Genomic DNA, 22,045 nt, shown 5'->3' with positions numbered 1-22,045 from the left:
CCCAGCCTACTCCTCTGCAACAAACAGCTTTGGATTTGCTGGGAGTTGGGTTGTAGTGTACCCATGTAATTGGCCGAGCTTGAACCCTTAAAGCCAAGCCCAGCATACCTTCCCCCTTTTTGTCAAAAGGGAACTCCAGTTTAGGAATTGCCCTATGGCCGGGTTTGACGCTGGCACAATCAACAGGTTACCTGGAATCCCGTATTTCTAGATTGGAGACAGATAACTCCCAATTGCGATCGCAAGTGGAGCGCATCGAGTCCCAAATATATCGAATTAGCAACCGTTCCGAGTTTCCCAGACGGGAAATACCCAGACCGACACCAGCACCTTTACCCCCACGCGCCACTCCCAGAATCAACACGCAAAGACCATCTCAAGATCCCATGTTTGAACGACTCGCTAACCTAGCAGTTGAGCTAAACCAGCGCGTCAAAGCGCTGGAAGCACAAGTTGCACAATTGAAGAGGCAGCTAGGCCAAAGGTAACAGAAACTGCCGATCTTTAAGAAATAAAGCTTATATTGCTAATAAATTCTCATCTTCCCCAAGACCGGCAAAGACATCGGGGGAAAACATTTCCCACAATGCCTGAAAATATGGCATAAATTTCGCTGCTTGTTCCGCAGTCAAACGACTGCGGATTTCTTTACCCAATAAATACAGCATTTGCCGCAGCAGCTCCCACTTGACCCCCAAAGTAGGGTAGAGCATCACGCATAGAGGAAATAATTCTTGTTGAATAGCGGCGATGTTCTCTTCCAAGGCGCACACCCACAAATACACTTGGAACATTTCCACATCGCGGATACTGGAAACTTGCACTGTTGGGTCGGTTAAAGCACCGCTGTAGCTGCGATAACCTGGGTAGAGCTGAATTACCCGCTCATTAATCTTTTTCGCAATCTTAGTACTTTCCGGTAACAACTGCTGCACAGCTGCCAAAACCGGTGAGTCGTAGTCGAGTTTTGCTGCCGCTTGATAAGAGCGCTGCAAAGGCATATAGAAGTGGTCGTCAATTACTTTGAAATAAACACCTACCAGCATTTGCTCTGTGGGGGAGAGCATCTCCAACAGCATCTGGCTGGTATAGTGCAACTGCATACTCACAAAACCTTTGACTCGCGGGTCATTTGCAGTGTACTTATTCTGAAGTTCGCCGATTTCCTCACCTATCAAACTTGCCAGTTGGCTGGGAGCAATCTGTTCTGTATAAACTTCCAGTGCATTTTTGTCTAGCTCGTCGTATTGGTTATCAAGCCCCATCACCACAGAAAGACGTCTCGGCGGTGCTTGTTGCGTGTAAATTAAGAGCGCTTTTTCGTAAATGCGAAACGAATCTGCTGCAATTTCCCAAGGATTGATTAATCTGGGATTTATCCTATGCCTATAGATTTCTTTCGCTAGCAATCCTTCGGTTTTGTTCCAGGCTTGGGCGCTCACAAATCGGAGCGAGTGCATTAATTTTTCAGCGGTTTCCTCCCGTCCCGCTCTGGAAACTATATCTGCTAACTTATGAGGCTGTTTTGAGGATTCATTTTGGGAATTTATTTGGAGGTTTTCAATATACTTTTTAGCCCATTGTTGAGCTATAGATTGAACTGTTGCTTTAGCCATTACTTCCCCCTTTAGATAGCTGATGATGCTGCAAAGATTAACATCTTTAATTTTAGTTTGGCATATCAAAATTTGCCTTTGCTATTTAGAAATTGTCTATCAACGTATGATTGCTGATTTCGGCAATATAATATACTTCTCTATGTGACAATTCAGGTTTTTTAGATCTAATGCAATTGTTTGCGTAAATATACTTATAACATCTATTTTTTTATTCATGGCTAAGTAGATAATCACAACCATATAATCACAACCATGAGCAAATCTTGATGGCAGCAAAGGAACATACCCAAGCTGGTGTTCTAGATAGCTCATGGTTGGTCAGCACGGATGTCCTATTTGATAGCTAACCTTAAAAAAGTGAAAAACTTGTGAAGCTATTTTTTAAACTGCGATCGACAACCGATCCCAAATCGGCTTCAGTTACCTCCGTTATTGTTGGGGGGGAGTGGGGGAGTGGGGGAGTGGGGGAGTGGGGGAGAGAAGAGGAAAAATATAAAGGGGGTAAATAACCCGGATTTGATATAACATTGAGCCTGAAAAAGGGGTAGGAGACCCGCATTTGGGATGACACCGACTTGATTCGAGGATATTGTCTAAAAAACGGGTTTCTTAAACTTCTCAAAACTAGCGCGGCGTTCTTCTAGTCCCTGCTTTCTTATTCCCAGTCCACTTGCAACATCCGTTGCAGAGTACCTAAGCCCAATTCTTTATGAGAGAGCGATCGCGCCTCAAACAGAGCCATCATATCTTGTAACTGAGGATTTCCTCGCGAAGCACCTGTTAACCCTTTACTAATCAGCAACCCGCAGTGACCCTTCGTTTTCTTACACCGCCGATCCCACTTCTTACGCGCTTCTGCGTGAATGGGGTCATTTTGGATAAACTCGCCAAAAACGTGCATTTCCTCATTGTTGGTTTGGATGATTCCCAAGTCGTAAGTATTATCTTCAAACGGGTCTTCCCCCGGATTAAAGATAATGCCTTTAACACCGCCTGCTGCTTGAATTTTCTCGATCAAGGTTTTAGCTTTGGGACGCGAGGTTTGGATCAAAATTACCGGTAACCCATCTCCCAGCGCTTCTACTTTTTCCATCGATGGATTCTGTCCCAGACTCATCCGCAAATACTCCACCATTTCCCAAGATACCATCCCGATGCTGAGGAAGGAATTTTGCGGCACCAAGTCATCTCTGAGAACGGGCATAGCTTTGAGAAAAAGCGCCTCATCATCTTCGTCGTCTTCCCACTCAATCATTTTCAACAGTTCTTTGGAGATATCTGGTAGCGTTGCCACTTTCACAGATGCCTGTTGAGTGCCGGTTTGGGAATCTTCTTGGGGTACAGAAATGCGATAGCGATTGCTTAGAGAGGGGAACGTGTCGCCAGCTAATTGGCGGCGCTGGGCGCGAAGAAAGCGATTGAAGGCTTCGAGTGCGATTAAAACGATGAGGGCTTCTTCTTCAAATAATGAGGCACGGATACCTTCTAATGGGTGGATATTGCCAAAATTTGGCTCGATTTCTGAAAATGCCAGGTCACTTAAATCGATGTCTTCATCTTCTTGCAAGTCAGCTGCGGACTCAAAGGTGACAAACAGACAGTCTTGCCCCAGGAAAGCTTCTTCCAGCTTTTCCAGAGATTCTTCTTCCTGCAAAACAGTGGCCCGAAAGCGCTTGAGGGAGTCGAGCGAACGGTACAGTAAAATGCCGTACTCCATTCCCGACATCCCCATGACAGAAACGTAGAGGGTACCAATGTCCCAACGATTCAGTTCAATGGATAGGATTTGATGTTCTTCGAGGTATTCCCAAGGGGCAGCGTTCCAAATCTCGTATGCAGCTTGCATGAGTCGATCGGCATACTGGGGCGGTAACTGGGGCGGTTGGCTGTTAGCGTTTTCTTGAAATTCCCGAAACAGTTCGTCAATTAAGGGCAGTGTCGGTACGTGTTCTATGGCGATATCCAGTTCTTGCAGTACTCCGCGCAGGAAAAATTGAATTTCGCGATCGCGCACCACTATTTTCTGGGGTCGAGCTGGTTTGACTGGCCCTTGGGGATATTCCATCGCTCGCAGCAGTGTGCGTACTACCGCTTCTGGGCCGGATTCTGATGCTACCATGTCGATCGCACGGACAACTCCTTGCGAACCATCTACCCACAAAATGCAATCACCTTTTCCTTCTGTGTCCGATTCGCCGTCAGGCGATAACGGACGGCGATCGCCCTCCCACACGCTGGGAATTTGGTTTAATTGTTTTAACCGGCGACGGGTAGAGCGATTGAGAGTTGTCATAGAGTAAGCCGTTACTAATATAATCAGCAGGTTGCGGGTTCGGTATCCGTACTGACCGTAAGATCCTGCCATCCCTGTATAGGGAAGGGTTTCCTTATCTTCACGATAAGGCATTCCTGCTTGGCTTGTGCTTCTGCTTTTGAGTTTGGGATGCTCTCAAGCTAGATAAAATATACTAGAAGGTAAAAATCTATAGACGTTAACAGGCCAAGGAGCGATATAAATTTATGACATCAGCAACTCAGTCTCAGCAACGCGGTATCATGATCGCGGATGGTGCCCTCCAGCAAGTTAAATTTTTGCGGGATAAACAAGGAAAAGACCTTTGCTTGCGCGTGGGCGTTCGCCAAGGTGGCTGTTCTGGGATGTCATACATGATGGATTTTATAGATCCCAGCACCATTACGGAGAATGATGACGTTTTTGACTATGATGGCTTTCAGCTGGTCTGCGATCGCAAGAGCTTACTTTATTTGTACGGTTTGGTTCTGGACTATAGCGATGCTATGATTGGCGGTGGCTTTCAATTCACCAATCCGAATGCCAGTCAAACCTGTGGCTGCGGTAAGTCTTTTGCTGTGTAAGTAGTATCCCGTCCTGCACGGAGCGGTCGAAAGCAGCCATTGTCACTAATTAAAAAAGAAAAAGGAAAAATTGTGCTTACCTCTTTCTTTTTTATTTTTTAATCTATTTTTTGAACACCGATGACCCAAGAAACAGCTGCGGAGATTTTTGAATCTGGTATTGAACGCTATAAAGCTGGCGAAACTCCGGAGACTCTCATACCCTATTTCAAAGATATTTGCGATCGCACTCCTAAAAACGGTTCCGCTTGGACTTGTTTGGCTTGGTTGTACCTGTTGGACGATAAACCAAATCAAGCTTACAAAGCAGCCCAAAAGGCAGTGAAGTTAACGCCGCAAGAACCGCAAGCACGCATTAATCTCGCATCTGCTATGCTGGAAACCAATCAAACTGGGGTGCGGCAACATATCGAAATTGTCGGACAGATACTTGCTTTAGATTCGGAATTGCGTCGCGAGATTCAAGAAAATATTGAAGAAGGTTTAACCAGAAAACCAGAATGGAAGAGTCTTAAGCGCATCCAGACCTGGCTGTTTGGTTGATAAATTGGTTACGCCTGACCGAGCGACGATGATTGATGACTAAAAATGAAAGATAAATTGCTCAAATGGCTCAATGTAGCTTTAATGTGGGATTTTTTCCTCGTTTTGATCGGTTTTTTCTGGTTTGCGATCGCACTTATCGGTGAAGCTACCGACATTCCCTTGGGCTTCGACCTTTGGCACAAACTTTGGGAACCGATATTTATGCCTGCCATTAGCATCCTTATGGCAGGGGCCATTGTCAGCGGCATAGCCAGTTGGGTTTCTAAACGTTTCAACTCAAAAGCGAGTTAGAAAAAGTCAAAAGTCAAAAGTCAAAAGTCAAAAATCAGAGGAAAAGGGAGAATGGGAGAAAATGTACGTATAAATTCTCTCACTCTCCCACTTGCCCCTAGCCGCGACGCCCTATTCCCTAAGAAAAGAGAATATTTTCCAAAGCTGACTTGAGATTGGGATATTGATACTCAAAGCCAAACTGCAAAGTGCGTTTGGGCACAACTTCCTGACCTTCCAATACCACTACCGCCGCATCTCCTAGCAACACTTCTAAAGCAAAACCGGGTACGGGTAACCAAGAAGGACGCTTGAGAACCTCTCCCATAGTGTGGGAGAAATCAGTCATACGTACAGGATGGGGGGAAGTGGCGTTGAAGACACCTTCAATATCCGATCGACGTAACGAGGCCAAAATCAGATTCACAAGGTCTTCGCGATGAATCCAAGAAAACCACTGACGACCGCTACCAATAGGGCCACCGGCAAATAGTTTAAATGGTGGTATCATTTTGGCGATCGCACCTCCCATCCCCAACACAATCCCAACTCGCAGGATAACCAATCGCACGCCCAAGTCTTTCGCTTTTTGGGCTTCGGCTTCCCAAGCTTGACAAACCTCAGCCAGAAAACCTTCACCGGTGGCACTGCTTTCATCAAAAGTAGCGGTTTCGCTGGTGCCGTAGTACCCTATCGCAGAAGTATTCACCAATACTTTTGGTTTGGGATTTGCCTGGGAAATAGCCTCTACTATTCTTTGGGTGCCGATTTTGCGGCTATCCATAATCGCTTGCTTGCGTTCTGGCGTCCAGCGACCTTCTGCCAAAGGTTCTCCTGCCAAATTGACCACACCGTCGCAACCCGATAGGGATTTTTGCCACTCGCCGGACTCCGTGGGTGTATAGGCGACGATTTCCACATTGGGGAAAGTACTGCTGGGAAAAACTCGCTTAGCACGTTCTGGGTTTCTTGTCAATACCAGCACGCGATCGCCCGACTCGCGCAGCCGTTCCACCAAGCGACTGCCGACAAATCCCGTTGCACCTGTAATCGCTACTTTCATTTTTCCCCGTAAGCCATTCCATTAGCTTCAGCATAGCGGTTCATAAACCGCATAAATCGTTCCCAATGATCTTCCCGCTCGATCTCAAACACACACTCGACCCGATCGAGCTCGTCTCCCTCTGGCCCACCGAAGATGAATTTTACCGAAGAAGGCTCAACGCTAATTCGACCTTCAGTATCGATTAAAAGCAGAGCTTTGGAGAATTTTTTGGTAAAGCTGTTAAATCTTTCCAAGGATTTGAGATGAGCGAACGTCATCAAAACCGATCGCACGCCTGTACTGCGATTCCGCCGCAGGCTGACGTTACTCAATTCTTCGGAAATTCCTTCAAAGAACTCGATCGAGGGGACTTGGGCAGTCATGAGACGATGATAAGAAACTTAACAATCATTATACAGCCAGCTGTTGTCTTATCTCGATTTTCCAATTCTCTACTAATCCGAATCTGTTTTTCGGTGATAGTTCTTGCTTCATCGATTGCATCGATCGCATTAACAATAAACATCTCCAAAAATTCTTGTGGGGTAGGCATCCTGCCTGCCCTTTGAGATTCTTTTGGAGGAGATGTCTAATGATATTCATAAACACTTGATATTTATTTGCCAGAGCGATCGCATTGCCACCTTAGAGGCAAACACACAAGTTTTATCTGCCATCATTACTTATTTTAGTTAAAAATCGCAGCAATTTAACACAATAGCAGATAATCAGGTTTATAGCTGCCATAGAACCGGATCGATCGCCGATTTTAGGTCAACAAAACCCGATTAGTGAGTAAATTGTCGATCGAAATCCTCTAAAGTGAAATAGGTACAATCCAATAATCATTTAGAAAGTACGCCAGTATGGTTGCACAAAAAGCTGAGATTTTGCACAGACGTAGCGTGCCGCGTCTTTTCGAGGCAACCCGGTACTGTGGAATCCCGCCATACTTTTTAGAGGTATCGCGTGTAACGTCTCCACAGATCGAATTGCAAGCCCTCTCAAGCTTCGGCGACTTTTAACCGCCCCTTCTTGTTGAAACAGAAGACGTTGCAGAGGACTAAAGTCCAAGGTCTTGGCCATCAATCCGACTGTGGAAGCATTCCACAGGGCAAATAGTAGCACAGAAAGTAAAAGAATTTGGAGAACTAGATCTAATGCACCTAAGCGAAGTCACCCATCCCAACCAGTTGCACGGTCTTTCTATTCATCAACTCAAGCAAATTGCACGTCAGATTCGGGAAAAGCATCTGCAAACCGTGGCTACCAGCGGCGGACATCTCGGCCCTGGTTTGGGTGTGGTGGAACTGACACTAGGACTTTACCAGACCCTAGACCTCGATCGCGACAAAGTAATCTGGGATGTGGGCCATCAAGCCTATCCCCATAAATTGATTACAGGTCGCTACAGTCGCTTCCACACCTTGCGGCAAAAAGATGGCATTGCTGGATATCTCAAGCGTTGTGAAAACAAATTCGACCATTTTGGCGCAGGTCACGCTTCCACCAGCATCTCAGCTGCCTTGGGTATGGCCTTAGCGCGGGATATGAAAGGCGACAACTTTAAAGTAGTTGCCGTAATTGGCGACGGTGCGATGACCGGCGGTATGGCGTTGGAAGCAATCAACCACGCCGGACATTTGCCCAAAACCAATCTGCTGGTAGTTCTCAACGACAACGAAATGTCAATTTCGCCCAATGTCGGTGCAATTCCCCGCTACCTCAACAAAATGCGCCTCAGTCCGCCAGTGCAGTTTATCACGGATAACCTAGAGGAACAATTCAAGCATCTTCCCTTTCTCGGCGACTCTTTTTCTCCCGAATTGGCACGCATCAAAGAAGGGATGAAGCGCTTAGCAGTACCGAAAGTGGGCGCGGTATTTGAAGAGTTGGGCTTCACCTACATGGGGCCTGTGGACGGCCATAATTTGGAAGAATTAATTGCTATTTTCAAAGAAGCGCATCAACATTCTGGGCCGGTACTGGTTCACGTCGCCACGGTGAAAGGAAAGGGTTACGAAATTGCCGAACAAGACCAAGTTGGCTACCACGCTCAAAGTCCTTTCAACTTAGCTACTGGCAAACCAATTCCTTCCAACAAACCCAAACCTCCCGCCTACTCGAAAGTATTTGCCCACACTTTAGTAAAGCTGGCAGAAAATAATCCCAAAATTGTCGGTATTACTGCGGCGATGGCAACCGGAACTGGTTTGGATAAATTGCACGCTAAATTACCCAAACAATATATAGATGTAGGTATTGCGGAACAGCACGCTGTTACTTTGGCAGCTGGTTTAGCTTGCGAGGGAATGCGTCCTGTGGTAGCAATTTATTCTACTTTCTTGCAACGCGCCTTCGACCAAATAATTCACGATGTTTGCATCCAAAACTTGCCTGTTTTCTTCTGTATGGATAGGGCGGGAATTGTGGGTGCTGATGGCCCGACTCACCAAGGAATGTACGATATTTCTTATTTGCGCTGCATTCCCAATATGGTGTTAATGGCACCGAAAGATGAGGCAGAATTGCAGCAGATGCTCGTGACGGGGATAAACTATACTGATGGACCGATCGCACTTCGCTATCCTCGCGGTAACGGCTATGGTGTACCCTTGATGGAAGAAGGTTGGGAAGGTTTGCCGATCGGTAAAGCCGAAATTCTGCGCCAAGGTGACGACGTGCTGATCTTAGGCTACGGTTCGATGGTTTATCCGTCAATGCAAGCAGCCGAAATTCTCAGCGAATATGGTATTGAAGCCACCGTAATTAATGCGCGATTTGCCAAACCTTTGGATACCGAATTAATTGCACCTTTGGCAAAACAAATCGGTCGCGTTGTTACCCTCGAAGAAGGCTGCATTATGGGCGGCTTTGGTTCGGCAGTTGTGGAAAGTTTGATGGATAATGATGTGGTAGTGCCAGTCAAACGCATTGGCATACCCGATATTTTAGTCGATCATGCCGAACCGAAAGAGTCTTTTGCACAACTCGGTTTGACGCCGCCGCAAATTGCCGAACGAGTGCGAAATGCTTTCTTTAGCAAACAACCTTCTGTTGTTAGTTAGTTGGAAAAGTTTTAACCGCTTTGTGTTTGTTTGCATTTATCGGCGGTTATGAATAACCCCAGAAGCCAGGTTTCTTAAAGAAACCTGGTTTCTGGACTCACCTGAAAACGGCTGTCAAAATAAAAAACCCTGGTAGTTAGCCAAGGTAGAATTAGGAGAGCTTGAAGATGTTAGACACTATCAGCTTTTTTAAAAGCTTTTCAAAATTTTGTTTGGTTATGTAAATAATTGTAAACGCGAGTTTGACATTTAGTCAACTGGTTGAGGGATTTTGTGATATAAGGATTTCTTTTATTTGTCATAGGGAAGTGTTAACTATGCGTGGAGTCTGTCCGACAGGGAATTTATTCCTCGTCTTTGCATGATGAGATCGAGCGCTTTTAGCAGACGTTTTACTAATTCAGTAGTTTTTATTTTGACAATCTAATCTGGTATAGCTATCAAAATTTGCGCGGGTGTCATTGGGTTTAAACCTGCTATTCCCAGAAAATGGCTAATGTTGTAAGTGGCAAAAAAGTCAACTCCTGCATCTAAAATCAAAGCCGCAAGTCGAATATCGAAAATTCTGGCTAATATGAAGTTACCATTGACTGCTAATTGCAATACCCTGTCTACGCTAGAACGATTTGGATAAAGAATTTCAAACGCACCTCCTAAGTAAGTTCCGGCGATTAAATCTCTCGCTTGCGATGCAGTTAAAGCATTACCTTTCATAGCAGCGGTATTAGTCAGGATTCTGTATGTCTCAATGATGTTTTGTTCGGCGATTATCCCTTGAAATTTCCCCTCAAAAGCCATTTGCAACAATTCTGCCGATTCTGTATGATAACTAGCAGATTCATCGTGAGCATAGACCAAAACATTTGTATCAAAAAATATCTTAATCTGACTCATAGATTTTTTCTCTTTTCAGGTACTCGTCTTTAATTCCCAGATTGAAAGTAGGAAATGAATATTTTGGTTTTGGGATGACTGAAAAAGATACCTCTACTTCATCGCCATCTTTTATATTTTCTGGCAATGAGTCTGTAAGAATAATGCTTTTTCCTTTGATATAACCTTTCATAGCAATTAGTTTTCCTCCTTTATTGCATTTTTTATGCTATTATATAATATAATTAAAAAATCAATTATATTACCAAATGCCTATTCCGTCAGAAATCAGGGAGCTAATTGACCGAATAAACCAAGAAATAAATGAAACCGAGCAAGAAGCAACGGAGGGAATAAGCCTAGTTAGACCAATTTTGTCACAGTTTCCCGAAAATGTCGCACTGACTCAGTTTTTTGCCTATTTCAGCAGTATTCTATTTTTCGTGGAGATGTGCAGAACAAGACGCTTGCCAACCATTGTTGAAAAAATTTCAGATTCAGATGTAACTGATTTGGAAATAAAGGAAGCAGGCGAAGAATTGGGAACACTACTGGGACAGGTAATAGAAGCTAAAATAGGTGTCAGAAGAATTGTCGAGCGTTTACAGAATTAATTATGAAAGAATTACCAGACAATCGCAAAATGGATGAACTGCTTGAACTTGCCAAAGATGCTTACGAAAAAGCCAAAGTTATGTATGAAACGGCAACAGAAATAGCCGAAAAGTGGGAAAATCGGGCTCGAGAAAAACAAGCAGAAAAACAGCAAACTGGGGTGAATGCTGGAAATTAAAAGAAAGCGTATTTACCCAGTCCTCTTTAGAGGACTTTCGCTATTAGCCTGGGGTTTGAACCCCAGGCGGGCTTGTTTGCTAATGCCAAATCTAAGCGGGCTTGTCTGCTAAGCTCTAATAAGAAATGCAATAATAACCCACAACTACCGCCAAGGGGACTCCACTGAATAAATGCCTGAACGCTTTTCTGAACAAACTGGCGTTCCGGTTTCTCCGCCGGGGGTGACTGAGGCGCAGATTCTAGTTTCTTCTCTGTCTCGGGTTTCTTCTCTGTCTCAGGTTTCTTCTCTGTCTCAGCAGACTCGGAAGTTGAATCGGAAGGCTGCGGTGCAGGGTTGGATTCTTGGGGCATGGGGGTAAGTGCAGCGTGTTGTCATTATAGTAACGCAGTAGGTACGTAGTTGCGCTTTAGCGCTCCAGATTCAGTAGGGTGCGTCAGAATCATCAAATTTCAACTTCCTCGCCTAAAATTAGGCTATGTGACGCACTCTACAGACTGCACACTAAATCAAGTCAGCAATTAGCCAAACATCTGCGTTCATCTGCATTTAAAAATATTTAAAATAAACTTTTCTGATAGACTGTAAATGCCTGAAAATAAACTCAGTAATTTAAATTCACTCATGACATCTACTACGTCCCAGGTTTACCCAGTCATTTGGCAAGATGACCGCGTTTTACTTATCGAGCAAAATCGCTTACCCAACGAGTACACTTTTGTGGAAATTAAATGCTGCGACGATATGGCGCACGCAATTAAAACGATGATTGTGCGCGGCGCACCAGCTATCGGTGTTGCAGCAGCTTACGGAATGTATCTGGGTGCAAGGGATATTCAAACTGAAAGCCGCGATGAGTTTTTGAATGAGTTGGAAAAAATTGGCGAAATGTTGGGGCAAACTCGTCCGACTGCTGTTAATTTGTTTTGGGCAATTCAACGAATGTTAAATACTGCCCGTAAAACTTTAGGCCCTGTAGAATATCTGAAAAATGTTTTGTTAGAAACGGCGAAAACTATCAACGCGGAAGATATCCAAACTTGTCAGGCGATAGGCGATAAAGGTTTGGCAGTTTTACCCAAAAATCCAGAAAAATTAACGCTTCTCACTCACTGCAATGCTGGTGCTTTGGCAACTGCTGGATACGGTACGGCTTTGGGTGTGGTGCGTTCTGCTTGGACGGCGGGACGTTTGGCAAGAGTTTATGCTGATGAAACTCGTCCTCGTTTGCAAGGTGCGAAACTAACAGCTTGGGAATGCGTGCAAGAAGGTATTCCCGTTACTTTAATTACGGATAATATGGCGGCGCATTGTATGCAGCGCGGTTTGATTCATGCGGTAGTTGTCGGTGCCGATCGAATTGCTGCTAATGGGGATACTGCTAATAAGATAGGTACTTATAGTTTAGCACTTGTGGCGAAAGCGCACAAGGTTCCTTTCTGTGTGGCTGCACCTCTTTCTACAATCGATTTTTCCATTAGCGATGGTAGTCAAATACCGATTGAAGAACGCGACCCGGTAGAAATTTACCAAGTGGGAAATACCAGGCTAACGGCGGAGGGTGTAGAATTTTATAATCCCGCTTTTGATGTGACGCCTGCGGAGTTAATTGCTGCAATTATTACCGAGTATGGTGCGGTAGTCCCGGCTGAGTTACAACAGTTTCAAACCAAACAAGTGGTGTAAGCAAGTAGGGTGGGCAATGCCCACCAATTATCTTAATTATCTATATATATGGTAAATTTTGATGAAAGTCAGAGTCAAATTGCTGCATTTACTCCAGAAAAAACAAAACCGACGCCGTTGCAAAAGCTTTGTGTTGGGTTTAATTTTTATTGCTGGTCTTTTATTTAGCGGTGTTTTGCCGAGTCTTGTCAAACCTGCTGTTAGTCAGGATACTAACCATATGGTAATTTCTTCTTTGAAATTACCCAATCAGAATAAACAAGATATAACAGAACCGCCTAAAAACCTTGGTGAAGCGCTGCTGCAACAAGTAGTCCTATGTGTAGCGGCTAAATTTCCCAATCCACGCCAAACTTCTGTGGAATTATTGCAAGTAGCTTCTACGCAATGTGTCTTTCAAGTTGTTATTTTAGCACCTGATGGTAGCGTTCGTCCAGATGCGAGCGATCGCCTGACTGCTTTAGTCGAAGTTAGCGGCGTAAGTTTGCCCGAACCTGTCAGTCGCGGACAAGCTAACGTGCAACTCAAAACTCTCCCCGATAGCCAAGTTTTTACGCTTCCCGTGCAAATTGGCGGACAAACCAAAACTTTTTTGTTGGATACAGGCGCTTCTTCTTCGATTATTAATACTGAAACTGCACAACAGCTAGCTTTGCCAAGTACGCCTATTCCTAGCGACATTTTAAAATATATTGTTGTGGGTGACAAATGCGCTGAAGTCAAAGCAAATTTGCATCCTTTACCTATTATAAGTGTGGATGCAGCAACCGTGCAAGGGCTGAATGGTATGGGATTGCCACCAACTTCAATTCCAGGTAATTTATCTGGGGTTTTAGGTTTAGATTTTCTCAGCAACTTTGATGTTGTGTTGAATCCTAAAACGCTACAAGTTCAATTTCTGCGTCCTTCCATACCCGTGGGAGGAGCGATTCCTTTGGCGGGAAAATTAGGCAATATAACCGCTCAAGTTCGCATTAACGGTCGAGGGCCATTTACTTTTATGTTGGATACAGGCGCTGATGCGATCGTCCTCTCTACAAATCTGGCTGAGCGACTTTCTCTCAACAGTATAAATGCACAAGAAACAGAAGTATTCGGGTTTTGCGGCGCTCAAAAAGCGAAGCAAATCAAGTTAGATAGTGTGAGTTTGGGGCAATATGAAGTTAATCATATCGATAGTGCTATCCTGAACAGCAATATTTTTAATTTGCTGGGAGTAGATGGCATTATCGGTCAAAGTTTCCTCAACAAATATCAGCAACATTGGCGTTTTGGTAAGCGAAACGCCATCGGATTTATTGAATCGGGTAGTTTGGTATTGACTCCTTTAGCTAATTAGTCAGCGGTTATTAAGAAAAAGCGAGAGAGAAATCTCGTCAACGGCGTCAGGGATTACACAATTTGAGCGATCGCTTGCATAGCCTAGATTCCGACCGAAAATAACACTTTCACTTTTTTGCAAAAATTGGTAAAGTAAACCAAAATGTCGTCCCCATTCCAGGGTTACTATTAGCCTCAATTTGTCCGCCGTGAGCGGTAACGATTTGCTTCGAGAGGTATAATCCCAAACCAAGGCCATGTACGTAGCGAGCGCGATCGCCCCGTGCATACAATTCAAACGCTCGTCGGCATTGTTCTGAACTCATCCCCACGCCGTTATCCGCTATGCTACAGCGAATCATTTTGCCTTCAATAGTAGCGTCTAGAGTAATAGTAATTTCTGGGGGATTGTGGTTCACAGCATTAGTAATGATATTGCTAAATACACGCCATAGCTGAGTTGAATCGGCGCTGACCGAGGGTAAATTATCTGTAATCAAATTCCTAAAAATCACCTGGTTTTTTGTTAAGATAGGTTCTAAATCTGAGTAAACTGCTTGCACTAAAGTGCTGAGATGAAGCGGTTGGCAATGCAACACTATACCTTGTACTTCGCTATTGTGAGCTTCTAACAAAGAATTGATTAAATTGAGTTGACGATCGTTGCCCTGAAGCATCCGTTCCAAGATAGATCTACTGACAGTTATTTTTTGCTCCGGCTGATTCAACAAACTTTGCAACACCATTGCAGTTCCCGTAACGGGATTGCGTAAATCGTGAGAAACCGCGTGCAAAAAAGCTCTCAATTCTCGGCGAGATTCAAACTCGGCCCGTTGCAGTCGTTCGTACAAATAAACTGCTAAATCGCAAACAAAACAAAACCAAAAGAAGTATAAAAAAAATGTCACATTGTAAATAGGCCGCCCCAGAAATGTTGTAAACCCCAGTGCTAAATTTACGCCCACATAATAAATAAATACCCCCAATTGCGACAGCAAATGCAGCCGCCAGTTAACGGGAATCAAGGTTGCTTGCACGAGGAACAGCATAGTCCAGGCCATTAAATCTGGAAACGGCGAACCTTTTAGCGTTGTTGCCAAAAGTTGCGGTACTAGCGCGATCGACCAAGATAGTCCCAGAAAAAGTGCCGCCGGATAACGACGAGCTAACGGAGTTCTGTGCAAGACAAGACAGCTAAGTAACAGCAGTGTAACTGCGATATCCAAGACAATCCAAAAATCTTTTAACTCTTGCGGAATATTTTGCAATTCCTTGAGCGGAAACGCTACATTATAGAGGTCGCGCATCGTAAATGTGAACAGGCAAATCAGTGCCACCCATAAACTCAGGCGCACACGTTCCAACAGAAATCGCTCTCTCCATGCTTTGTAGTCTGGTGACTCAGCAGCAGGTTTTAATAGCACAAAAATTGCTAGTACTTTCCTTGCTAGAGCCTCCAATACCCTGTTAATTATCATCCACTGCCTGCCTTGGGATGCCATAATTCCTAAAAATAATCTGAAAACCAGAAATTTTGAGAGCCATTTTCTTTAACTCCAACCTCGCAATTGTTGGTGTACATTCGCCAGATACCACATATAGTCATCCAATTGGTATTCTTGAGCTGCTTTTGTAATGAATTTTTGCGCTTTCTCCTGTTCTGTCTGCGATTCGTAGTACAATCCGACGTAAAGATGGCTGTAAAATCTGGCTGAGTTGCCTTCTTTCTCGCCTGCGGCAAGGACATCATCTGGCGTGCGATTTCCCGCGTACAGTTCGTAAATCCAATTCATCACCAGTCGCGGATCGTTTTTGACGACAAGTAAGGAATTTCGGGCGGCGATCGCACCGTCCCATCGAGCGATGCAGAGATATCGCCACACAGTCTCTTCTACATCTTGGGAATTTACGGTCAAGTCTAACTCAAACTGGTTGGCACCCTCCACAAATCTTTCTGCATAGTAAAAAGATAAGCCCCGTTGCCACAAGTATGGCGCGACACTGGGATCGAGCTTTTCTGCTGTATCAAAATCTTGGATGGAGCGATCGATCTCAGCCAGTTTAAAATTGGCCATCCCTCGCCGAAGGTAAGCCTTTGCATTGTAGGGGTGAGCGCGAATAACGTTGTTCCACCAAGACAGTTCATCAATTAGCGAAATGTGACTGGCCATTAAAATGAGTAACCTTCCTCTTGACTTTTCTGACTTTGCGTTTGCGATTGCTTTCACGTCGTCAACAGCTTGCTGCCAGTAACTGATTCCGGCACAGCAGCGCAGGATATTGTGGTGCTTGGTCATAGATAACCCTTGAGAAAACCAGGGTTAAGCTTCCTACTGACCTTGGCAAGCGGTATAGCAGATAGCCCGAAAATAATTCTACTACTGAAATAAGGAGGTATTTCCCAGCGACGTATAGAAGGTGAAGATTGTCCTTTAAATATAGATGAAAATGCTCTTTTTAGGCTATTTCTACTATATCGACACACTTTTGGGCAAAATTATGTTAATTATTGGATATCCATCATATATGCCGATCGTATATACTTCCGCAATACTTCTTTTTAAGAGTTATTTCTTACACACAGAAGCTAAAAAATACTGCAAATTTACCTAAGAAGCTGTTCTGACGTTAAAGTAATATCTTTTTTTTAGATTTTGTTTCAAAAATGCTATTCTGTAAACAGCACTCACAAGTATTGAATAAACCCTTACTTTGTGAGCTTGTGGAAAAACAGAGAACAATAGGGCCTAAATCGATGCTAAGCATAGGAGAACAATTCCTTGTAGCAAGCGGTGTAAAGCCGCCCTGCACTCAGTTTTGTTCTCGAATTGTTTCGCTCTAGATTCTGGCATAGCTACCATCGTCCTTTGGAAGTAATACGCAGTTACTACGCTTGATAGAGTCGCAGAGACTCTTCCATAACTATTCTTAAGTTATTAAGGCTGACGTCAAGCCTTGATAACTGGAAAAAATGGAGGGCTAAGCAAATATACTCGCAAACGATCGAGTTAAATCTGCATAAGCCCTGATTATTTAGCTAAAAAAGACAACAACAGCATCGCCATAAATCTCTTTTTTAGCAGAGCAAATATTTCCCTTGTCCATGAAATAACTTCTAGTAGGATAACAGCAGTTTGAAGAACAAGGTTTAGATATGGAGAACTCTATTTCTGAAACATCTTCTTTTGTACCGTCCGAACTGTACGAGATATTGGCGAGAATTGCTAATTCTCATCAGATTACAGCAGCAGACCAAGATGTGTTAAAAAAAGCCTTTTTAGAAAATCAACTAAACGAAGAAGAACATCGGGTAGTTAACCGTCTGCATCGTGCGCTTATGAAAGGGCGTATTAAGCTGATATAGTAAGTAGGTCAACAGAATTAAACGTAGAGTAGGCAGTACCCAGAGAAATGCTTGTAACGTTTGAACAGCAGTAATCGTGGGCGATGCCTACTTTATAAAGTATCTTGGTTTATATATAAATTATACAGTATGTCAGGGAGAGGCTTATGGGGAATATAAAATTTTATATTCCCCAGTTACCAGTCAGCAATCACCGATTAGCTTCGGTCGCTTTTTTTATCGCTGCCTTTTCTATCGCTGCCTTTTCTATTGCAGCGGTAGCCATTGCCTCATCCAAAGTTTTACGCGCTTCTTCCGCTTCTGGTAAAGCTTCTCGAAGTTGGATATTGTTTTGGGCGAAACCTTTTAAAGATTTAAGTCCTTCTTTGATTTGTTGTATTTGTTCGACGCTGACATTACCTTCAAATAAAAGGTCAATTTGGGCGCGGGCTTCTTGTGCTGCTGGACGTAATTCTTCTACTTTTTGGCGGAGCGTAGCAAATTGGGTCAGAACTTGTACTGCTTGTGCGATCGTATCAGTTTCTTCTGTTTTCTCTTGTGGATAGGAAGCGCCTTGCTTGACAGGTGCTTTAATCAGAATTAACTCATCTGGGCCAAATCCATCTTTCAAGTCGATATCAACTTCTCCTGCATCCATCATTTCTAGCAATTTTTCTATCGCTGCCTCACGACTTTTCTTGGTATCGTTCTTGCCAGGAATGTCCAGTATAATGGATGGATCTTCGGCTAAAGAATATTGTGGCATTTTCAATCTCCTATGCTCCTAAGTTTAGAGAAATTGATAATTTTCATTGGTTTTGCATACATTCATTATACTAAAAATATGCTTCATATTTAAACGATTTAATTTTATTTTAAAGTTAAGTTAATCGATTTTTTATATCGTCTCTGCCCGTAGTTAGAGACTTTTTTACTTGATGGGATAGAGACGGTAAACCCACGAAATTTGAGAACTTATAAAAAACAGGAATAAAATTTTTAACAAGTATGCTAGGAAATCAAATCAAAACGGCAGCTTTGCTGGGACTGCTCAGCGGTCTGCTGGTTCTGGGTGGATACTACCCGATCGGGAACGAACAGGAGCTATATATCGGTACAAGTAGAGACCCTGAAAATGCTACGGTGGCAGTTACTGAAGGCATTCTCCAACTACTCTCGAAAGAAGAACTAGAAGGAGTTTTAGCTCGCGAACTTACCCACATCCGCAACCGCGACACCCTGACTCAGGCGGTTGCAGGTACTGTAGGCGGAGCGATTACTTTCATCGGGCGCATTTTGACTTTTGGAGGTTTGTATTACCCCGTCACCCGCGACGATCGCAGGGGCGCAAACCCGCTGGGGGTTTTGTTCCTTGTATTTTTGGCTCCTTTAGCGGCCACTCTAATCCAACTGGCTATTTCCCGTACACGCAAGTTTGCTGCTGATTTAGGTTCGGCCCAAATCACAGGTAACCCTTTAGCGCTTGCCAGTGCGCTGGAGAAGCTTGAGGCTGTCGGACACCAAATTCCTATGAACGGCAATCCGGCCATGTCGCCGCTACTAATTGTAAATCCTCTTTCCGCACAAGGTTTGCAATCGCTTTTTCGCACCCATCCCCCAATTGAGGAGCGTATTTGGCGTTTGCTGGAAATGGCTAGGCAACAGCAAGGTTCTGCCGTGTTGGTATAGAGAGTCTTCCAGAGCATCTGACTATTCGGTTTCGCGATTCGGTGATTCGCCGATCGGATAGTAACGATGCTTGTTGGGATTGTTTGCATCCGTTTCGGAATAGATCGAGCCCATGCTTTCCAATTTTTGCAAATGCTCCCGCGTGTTTGTGCGCGACAGTTGGGCGATCGCCATTATTTCGCGTGTGGTCAGTCCGGGATTTTCTACTATAGCTCTAAGAATCTTTTCGCGGGTGTTCATGGGTGAGACTGAGCAAGCCGTCTTATTGATTGACGACCTCAAACTAATTGTTTCTTTACAATGCACTAGACTGTTCCTCCGGAATCATGGGTACTGGGGACTGGGGGACTGGGGGGGAGCGGGGGAGCGGGGGAGTGGGGGAGTGGGGGAGTGGGAGAATAAATCTTTTCCCTCTTCCCTCTTCCCTCTTCCTTTTGACTTTTGACTTTTAACTTTTGACTTTTAACTTCCCCACTCCCCTCAATCCCCGGATGAAGTAACAAAATGTTAAGCTTGTAACAGATAGATAGAAATTGTCATGGCTTGGAGGAGAATAATCCGCCAATGTCAACCCTATTAGCTGGAATTAAGCGGTTTGCCGTACAATTCCAGCCATAATTAGGTTGAATTTAAGGAGGTGAATCAAGTTCCTGACTTCTGTGGGCAAATATATCAAAAGGTATTCAATTAGCCCATAAAACATAGAGTAACGACCTATGGAAGTAGCAGGTTGACGCCACAGCCTTGAATCAAAAAACGTTGATTGGCGTTGCTGAAAGCGTAATTGCCCCAAACGGTTGCAAAACCGCATTTACGAGACTCATGCTTTCAACTGCAAGTCTCTTCCCAGCATCGGGGCGTACATCCAAACCTGAAAGCAATCAGCTTTTAGCTCTTACCAATTAGTCAACAGCTAAAAGCGAATAGTTCAGAGATATTGGGTGCGATGTACTTGGGTAAAACCAAGAAATCAATGGGTTTACACACGTTTTGAAAGGCAGACTTAAAATAAATGGCAATCAAAGACCAGCCTCAACCTCCTCGTTTTCGCCAGATTGGCAGTATTTTTTTATTGCTGTCCAGCTTGTTCCTGCTAGCGAACTTGTTTTTACCGAGTTTGTTTGGCCCCCAGATTCCTAGAGTTCCGTACAGCTTGTTTATTCACCAAGTCGAAGAACAACAGGTCGAGCGTGCCTTGGTTGGTCAAAACGAAATTCGTTACCAGATCAAAGGTGAAGAAGGTCAGCTAGGGCAAGTGCTTTCTACTACACCCATTTTCGATCTAAACTTGCCCACACTCCTACAGGAAAAAGGGGTTGAATTTGCTGCTCCCCCACCACCTAAGAATACCTGGTTTACCAGTTTACTAGGTTGGGTGATACCTCCGCTGATCTTTATTGCTATTTGGCAGTTTTTCATCGGTCGCGGCGGTGGCCCTCAAGGTGCGATCTCGATCGGCAAGAGCAAAGCTAAGGTTTATGTAGAAAACGAGGCAACTAAAATCACCTTTACCGATGTTGCTGGGGTGGAAGAAGCCAAGACGGAATTGGTGGAAATCGTCGATTTTCTGAAGAATCCCGGTCGTTTCACTCAAATTGGGGCGCGTATCCCCAAAGGTGTGCTGTTGGTAGGCCCCCCAGGTACTGGGAAAACTTTGCTAGCCAAAGCTGTGGCTGGGGAGGCCGGTGTACCGTTCTTCAGCATCTCCGGATCGGAGTTTGTGGAACTGTTCGTCGGCGTCGGTTCGGCACGGGTGCGGGATTTGTTCGAGCAAGCGAAGAAGCAAGCTCCTTGTATAATTTTTATCGACGAGCTGGATGCGATCGGTAAGTCTCGCAGTACTAACGGTTTCTACGGTGGCAATGACGAACGCGAACAAACTCTTAATCAGTTGTTGACGGAAATGGATGGTTTTGCCGCAGCCAACACAACAGTGATCGTGCTGGCGGCAACTAACCGTCCGGAAACTCTCGACCCGGCACTGCTGCGTCCCGGACGTTTTGACCGTCAAGTTTTGGTAGACCGTCCGGATCTGGCGGGTCGCGAAGCAATTCTGAAGATTCACGCCCAAAAAGTTAAGCTGGGGCCGGATGTTAACATCAAAGCGATCGCTACCCGCACTCCCGGTTTTGCCGGTGCAGATTTGGCAAACTTAATTAACGAAGCCGCTTTGCTGGCAGCGCGGAACCGCCGCGAAGCTGTGGCCCAAGCAGACTTGGCGGAAGCGATCGAGCGCGTCGTCGCCGGTTTGGAAAAGAAAAGCCGCGTCCTCAACGATAAAGAGAAAAAGATTGTCGCCTATCACGAAGTCGGTCACGCTTTGGTTGGCTTCTTGATGCCCGGTAGCGGTAAAGTCGAGAAAATTTCGATCGTCCCTCGCGGTATGGCTGCTTTGGGTTACACTTTGAAATTGCCCACAGAAGACCGCTTCTTGATGGATGAAGGCGAACTGCGCGGTGAAATTGCTACCCTCTTGGGCGGACGCGCCGCAGAAGAAATCGTCTTTGGCAGCATCACAACAGGTGCATCCAACGACTTGCAACGGGCAACCGACTTGGCAGAACGGATGGTGACTAGCTACGGTATGAGCAAGGTTTTGGGGCCGTTAGCTTACGAGAAAGGTCAGCAGTCTATGTTCTTGGGCGATGGTATGCCCAATCCGCGCCGCGCTGTCAGCGATGAGACGGCAGAAGCGATCGATCGCGAGGTGAAGGAAATTGTCGAAACCGCCCATCACCAAGCTTTGGATATCCTCAAAACCAACCGCGACTTGTTGGAAGCTATCTCTAGCAAACTCCTGGAAACAGAAGTGATTGAGGGTGAAGAATTGCACAATCTGCTAGCCCAGGTTAAATCTATTACCCCTGCAATGGCGGCTGTTTAAGAACAATTTTACATAGCTGTACTAACTAGCTA

At 44.7% G+C, this 22,045-nt stretch carries 24 protein-coding genes; 12 read left to right on the top strand and 12 right to left on the bottom strand.

Annotated features, from left to right (window positions below; genetic code table 11):
• Positions 1-119: 119 nt before the first annotated feature.
• Entirely contained in the window at positions 120-488 is a 369-nt protein-coding gene (locus ACE1CD_RS27090) for a hypothetical protein (protein ID WP_374826835.1), read from the top strand.
• A 30-nt stretch (positions 489-518) separates the two neighbouring features.
• On the opposite strand, the gene ACE1CD_RS27085 is transcribed toward ACE1CD_RS27090, so the two are convergent.
• Entirely contained in the window at positions 519-1,616 is a 1,098-nt protein-coding gene (locus ACE1CD_RS27085) for a hypothetical protein (RefSeq protein WP_374794921.1), read from the bottom strand.
• Between the two features lie 658 nt (positions 1,617-2,274).
• Positions 2,275-3,912, bottom strand: a complete 1,638-nt coding sequence (locus ACE1CD_RS27080; protein WP_374826837.1) for a hypothetical protein — start codon at positions 3,910-3,912, stop codon at positions 2,275-2,277.
• Positions 3,913-4,139: 227 nt separating this feature from the next.
• Between ACE1CD_RS27080 and ACE1CD_RS27075 the strand changes: the two genes are divergently transcribed.
• From ACE1CD_RS27075 to ACE1CD_RS27065, 3 genes are all read left to right on the top strand, one after another.
• Positions 4,140-4,496: an iron-sulfur cluster assembly accessory protein gene (locus ACE1CD_RS27075; protein ID WP_190464773.1), complete on the top strand. Its 357-nt coding sequence runs from the start codon at positions 4,140-4,142 to the stop codon at positions 4,494-4,496.
• 120 nt (positions 4,497-4,616) lie between these two features.
• Positions 4,617-5,039, top strand: coding sequence for a tetratricopeptide repeat protein (locus ACE1CD_RS27070; protein ID WP_374826834.1), 423 nt, complete (start codon positions 4,617-4,619; stop codon positions 5,037-5,039).
• Between the two features lie 45 nt (positions 5,040-5,084).
• Entirely contained in the window at positions 5,085-5,333 is a 249-nt protein-coding gene (locus ACE1CD_RS27065) for a hypothetical protein (protein ID WP_374794919.1), read from the top strand.
• 118 nt (positions 5,334-5,451) lie between these two features.
• On the opposite strand, the gene ACE1CD_RS27060 is transcribed toward ACE1CD_RS27065, so the two are convergent.
• Genes ACE1CD_RS27060 through ACE1CD_RS27050 form a run of 3 tightly spaced genes read right to left on the bottom strand, consistent with a single transcriptional unit; the run spans position 5,452 to position 6,910 of the window.
• Positions 5,452-6,375 carry a TIGR01777 family oxidoreductase gene (locus ACE1CD_RS27060; protein WP_374794918.1) on the bottom strand — a complete coding sequence of 308 codons (924 nt, stop codon included), beginning with the start codon at positions 6,373-6,375 and terminating at the stop codon, positions 5,452-5,454.
• Entirely contained in the window at positions 6,372-6,740 is a 369-nt protein-coding gene (psb28, locus tag ACE1CD_RS27055) for a photosystem II reaction center protein Psb28 (RefSeq protein WP_374794917.1), read from the bottom strand. The genes ACE1CD_RS27060 and psb28 overlap by 4 nt, the downstream gene beginning before the upstream one ends.
• Entirely contained in the window at positions 6,737-6,910 is a 174-nt protein-coding gene (locus ACE1CD_RS27050) for a hypothetical protein (RefSeq protein ID WP_374794916.1), read from the bottom strand. The genes psb28 and ACE1CD_RS27050 overlap by 4 nt, the downstream gene beginning before the upstream one ends.
• Before the next feature lie 607 nt (positions 6,911-7,517).
• Here ACE1CD_RS27050 and dxs point away from each other — a divergent pair.
• Entirely contained in the window at positions 7,518-9,425 is a 1,908-nt protein-coding gene (dxs, locus tag ACE1CD_RS27045) for a 1-deoxy-D-xylulose-5-phosphate synthase (RefSeq protein WP_374826833.1), read from the top strand.
• 423 nt (positions 9,426-9,848) lie between these two features.
• On the opposite strand, the gene ACE1CD_RS27040 is transcribed toward dxs, so the two are convergent.
• Positions 9,849-10,319, bottom strand: coding sequence for a type II toxin-antitoxin system VapC family toxin (locus tag ACE1CD_RS27040; RefSeq protein WP_374826832.1), 471 nt, complete (start codon positions 10,317-10,319; stop codon positions 9,849-9,851).
• Positions 10,306-10,491 (bottom strand): hypothetical protein, encoded by a 186-nt coding sequence (locus ACE1CD_RS27035; protein WP_374826831.1) that lies wholly within the window; start codon positions 10,489-10,491, stop codon positions 10,306-10,308. Before ACE1CD_RS27035 ends, ACE1CD_RS27040 begins: the two co-directional genes overlap by 14 nt.
• Before the next feature lie 76 nt (positions 10,492-10,567).
• Here ACE1CD_RS27035 and ACE1CD_RS27030 point away from each other — a divergent pair, with 76 nt between their 5' ends.
• The 4 genes from ACE1CD_RS27030 (at position 10,568) to ACE1CD_RS27015 (ending at position 14,116) form a co-directional block, all read left to right on the top strand.
• Positions 10,568-10,912, top strand: coding sequence for a hypothetical protein (locus ACE1CD_RS27030; protein WP_374826830.1), 345 nt, complete (start codon positions 10,568-10,570; stop codon positions 10,910-10,912).
• Positions 10,913-10,914: 2 nt separating this feature from the next.
• Positions 10,915-11,091, top strand: a complete 177-nt coding sequence (locus tag ACE1CD_RS27025; protein WP_374826829.1) for a hypothetical protein — start codon at positions 10,915-10,917, stop codon at positions 11,089-11,091.
• Between the two features lie 624 nt (positions 11,092-11,715).
• Positions 11,716-12,777 carry an S-methyl-5-thioribose-1-phosphate isomerase gene (gene mtnA / locus ACE1CD_RS27020; protein WP_374826828.1) on the top strand — a complete coding sequence of 354 codons (1,062 nt, stop codon included), beginning with the start codon at positions 11,716-11,718 and terminating at the stop codon, positions 12,775-12,777.
• Positions 12,778-12,838: 61 nt separating this feature from the next.
• The gene (locus tag ACE1CD_RS27015) at positions 12,839-14,116 is read left to right on the top strand and encodes a retroviral-like aspartic protease family protein (protein WP_374826827.1); all 1,278 of its coding nucleotides are present in this window, start codon (positions 12,839-12,841) and stop codon (positions 14,114-14,116) included.
• A gap of 109 nt (positions 14,117-14,225) precedes the next feature.
• Here the strand turns inward: ACE1CD_RS27015 and ACE1CD_RS27010 are convergent, their stop codons facing one another.
• Together ACE1CD_RS27010 and ACE1CD_RS27005 are read right to left on the bottom strand one after the other, a co-directional pair.
• Complete coding sequence (locus tag ACE1CD_RS27010) at positions 14,226-15,599, bottom strand: sensor histidine kinase (RefSeq protein ID WP_374826826.1); 1,374 nt, start codon at positions 15,597-15,599, stop codon at positions 14,226-14,228.
• A 48-nt stretch (positions 15,600-15,647) separates the two neighbouring features.
• Positions 15,648-16,394, bottom strand: coding sequence for a tetratricopeptide repeat protein (locus ACE1CD_RS27005; RefSeq protein ID WP_374826825.1), 747 nt, complete (start codon positions 16,392-16,394; stop codon positions 15,648-15,650).
• A gap of 857 nt (positions 16,395-17,251) precedes the next feature.
• On the opposite strand from ACE1CD_RS27005, the gene ACE1CD_RS27000 reads away from it, so the two are divergent.
• Positions 17,252-17,461: a hypothetical protein gene (locus tag ACE1CD_RS27000; protein ID WP_374794906.1), complete on the top strand. Its 210-nt coding sequence runs from the start codon at positions 17,252-17,254 to the stop codon at positions 17,459-17,461.
• A gap of 190 nt (positions 17,462-17,651) precedes the next feature.
• Here the strand turns inward: ACE1CD_RS27000 and ACE1CD_RS26995 are convergent, their stop codons facing one another.
• Positions 17,652-18,206, bottom strand: a complete 555-nt coding sequence (locus tag ACE1CD_RS26995; protein WP_374826824.1) for a hypothetical protein — start codon at positions 18,204-18,206, stop codon at positions 17,652-17,654.
• A gap of 242 nt (positions 18,207-18,448) precedes the next feature.
• Between ACE1CD_RS26995 and ACE1CD_RS26990 the strand changes: the two genes are divergently transcribed.
• Positions 18,449-19,129, top strand: a complete 681-nt coding sequence (locus tag ACE1CD_RS26990; RefSeq protein ID WP_374826823.1) for a M48 family metalloprotease — start codon at positions 18,449-18,451, stop codon at positions 19,127-19,129.
• Positions 19,130-19,150: 21 nt separating this feature from the next.
• Here ACE1CD_RS26990 and ACE1CD_RS26985 read toward each other — a convergent pair whose 3' ends face one another.
• Both ACE1CD_RS26985 and ACE1CD_RS26980 read right to left on the bottom strand, forming a co-directional pair.
• On the bottom strand, positions 19,151-19,369 hold the full coding sequence (locus tag ACE1CD_RS26985; RefSeq protein ID WP_374794903.1) for a winged helix-turn-helix transcriptional regulator: 219 nt from the start codon (positions 19,367-19,369) through the stop codon (positions 19,151-19,153).
• A gap of 346 nt (positions 19,370-19,715) precedes the next feature.
• Positions 19,716-19,940: a hypothetical protein gene (locus ACE1CD_RS26980; protein ID WP_374826822.1), complete on the bottom strand. Its 225-nt coding sequence runs from the start codon at positions 19,938-19,940 to the stop codon at positions 19,716-19,718.
• 201 nt (positions 19,941-20,141) lie between these two features.
• On the opposite strand from ACE1CD_RS26980, the gene ftsH4 reads away from it, so the two are divergent.
• The gene (gene ftsH4 / locus ACE1CD_RS26975) at positions 20,142-22,013 is read left to right on the top strand and encodes an ATP-dependent zinc metalloprotease FtsH4 (RefSeq protein WP_374826821.1); all 1,872 of its coding nucleotides are present in this window, start codon (positions 20,142-20,144) and stop codon (positions 22,011-22,013) included.
• Positions 22,014-22,045: the final 32 nt, after the last annotated feature.

It is taken from the genome of Aerosakkonema sp. BLCC-F183 (genome assembly GCF_041929145.1).
Taxonomy (GTDB): domain Bacteria; phylum Cyanobacteriota; class Cyanobacteriia; order Cyanobacteriales; family Aerosakkonemataceae; genus Aerosakkonema.
Note: the sequence above shows the minus strand (reverse complement) of the source record. Positions and strands in the feature narration are given on the sequence as shown.

What these genes read in the sequence shown, in the direction of transcription:
- ACE1CD_RS27075 (WP_190464773.1), top strand. Translation starts at nt 4,140, where the DNA reads ATGACATCAGCAACTCAGTCTCAGCAACGCGGTATCATGATCGCGGAT.
- ACE1CD_RS27000 (WP_374794906.1), top strand. Translation starts at nt 17,252, where the DNA reads ATGGAGAACTCTATTTCTGAAACATCTTCTTTTGTACCGTCCGAACTG.
- psb28 (WP_374794917.1), bottom strand. Translation starts at nt 6,740, where the DNA reads ATGACTGCCCAAGTCCCCTCGATCGAGTTCTTTGAAGGAATTTCCGAA.
- ACE1CD_RS26980 (WP_374826822.1), bottom strand. Translation starts at nt 19,940, where the DNA reads ATGCGGTTTTGCAACCGTTTGGGGCAATTACGCTTTCAGCAACGCCAA.
- ACE1CD_RS27015 (WP_374826827.1), top strand. Translation starts at nt 12,839, where the DNA reads ATGAAAGTCAGAGTCAAATTGCTGCATTTACTCCAGAAAAAACAAAAC.
- ACE1CD_RS27080 (WP_374826837.1), bottom strand. Translation starts at nt 3,912, where the DNA reads ATGACAACTCTCAATCGCTCTACCCGTCGCCGGTTAAAACAATTAAAC.
- ACE1CD_RS27035 (WP_374826831.1), bottom strand. Translation starts at nt 10,491, where the DNA reads ATGAAAGGTTATATCAAAGGAAAAAGCATTATTCTTACAGACTCATTG.
- ACE1CD_RS27010 (WP_374826826.1), bottom strand. Translation starts at nt 15,599, where the DNA reads ATGGCATCCCAAGGCAGGCAGTGGATGATAATTAACAGGGTATTGGAG.
- ACE1CD_RS27070 (WP_374826834.1), top strand. Translation starts at nt 4,617, where the DNA reads ATGACCCAAGAAACAGCTGCGGAGATTTTTGAATCTGGTATTGAACGC.
- ACE1CD_RS26985 (WP_374794903.1), bottom strand. Translation starts at nt 19,369, where the DNA reads ATGAACACCCGCGAAAAGATTCTTAGAGCTATAGTAGAAAATCCCGGA.
- ACE1CD_RS27030 (WP_374826830.1), top strand. Translation starts at nt 10,568, where the DNA reads ATGCCTATTCCGTCAGAAATCAGGGAGCTAATTGACCGAATAAACCAA.
- ftsH4 (WP_374826821.1), top strand. Translation starts at nt 20,142, where the DNA reads ATGGCAATCAAAGACCAGCCTCAACCTCCTCGTTTTCGCCAGATTGGC.
- ACE1CD_RS27060 (WP_374794918.1), bottom strand. Translation starts at nt 6,375, where the DNA reads ATGAAAGTAGCGATTACAGGTGCAACGGGATTTGTCGGCAGTCGCTTG.
- ACE1CD_RS27005 (WP_374826825.1), bottom strand. Translation starts at nt 16,394, where the DNA reads ATGACCAAGCACCACAATATCCTGCGCTGCTGTGCCGGAATCAGTTAC.
- ACE1CD_RS27040 (WP_374826832.1), bottom strand. Translation starts at nt 10,319, where the DNA reads ATGAGTCAGATTAAGATATTTTTTGATACAAATGTTTTGGTCTATGCT.
- dxs (WP_374826833.1), top strand. Translation starts at nt 7,518, where the DNA reads ATGCACCTAAGCGAAGTCACCCATCCCAACCAGTTGCACGGTCTTTCT.
- ACE1CD_RS26995 (WP_374826824.1), bottom strand. Translation starts at nt 18,206, where the DNA reads ATGCCACAATATTCTTTAGCCGAAGATCCATCCATTATACTGGACATT.
- ACE1CD_RS27050 (WP_374794916.1), bottom strand. Translation starts at nt 6,910, where the DNA reads ATGCCTACCCCACAAGAATTTTTGGAGATGTTTATTGTTAATGCGATC.
- ACE1CD_RS27085 (WP_374794921.1), bottom strand. Translation starts at nt 1,616, where the DNA reads ATGGCTAAAGCAACAGTTCAATCTATAGCTCAACAATGGGCTAAAAAG.
- ACE1CD_RS26990 (WP_374826823.1), top strand. Translation starts at nt 18,449, where the DNA reads ATGCTAGGAAATCAAATCAAAACGGCAGCTTTGCTGGGACTGCTCAGC.
- mtnA (WP_374826828.1), top strand. Translation starts at nt 11,716, where the DNA reads ATGACATCTACTACGTCCCAGGTTTACCCAGTCATTTGGCAAGATGAC.
- ACE1CD_RS27025 (WP_374826829.1), top strand. Translation starts at nt 10,915, where the DNA reads ATGAAAGAATTACCAGACAATCGCAAAATGGATGAACTGCTTGAACTT.
- ACE1CD_RS27065 (WP_374794919.1), top strand. Translation starts at nt 5,085, where the DNA reads ATGAAAGATAAATTGCTCAAATGGCTCAATGTAGCTTTAATGTGGGAT.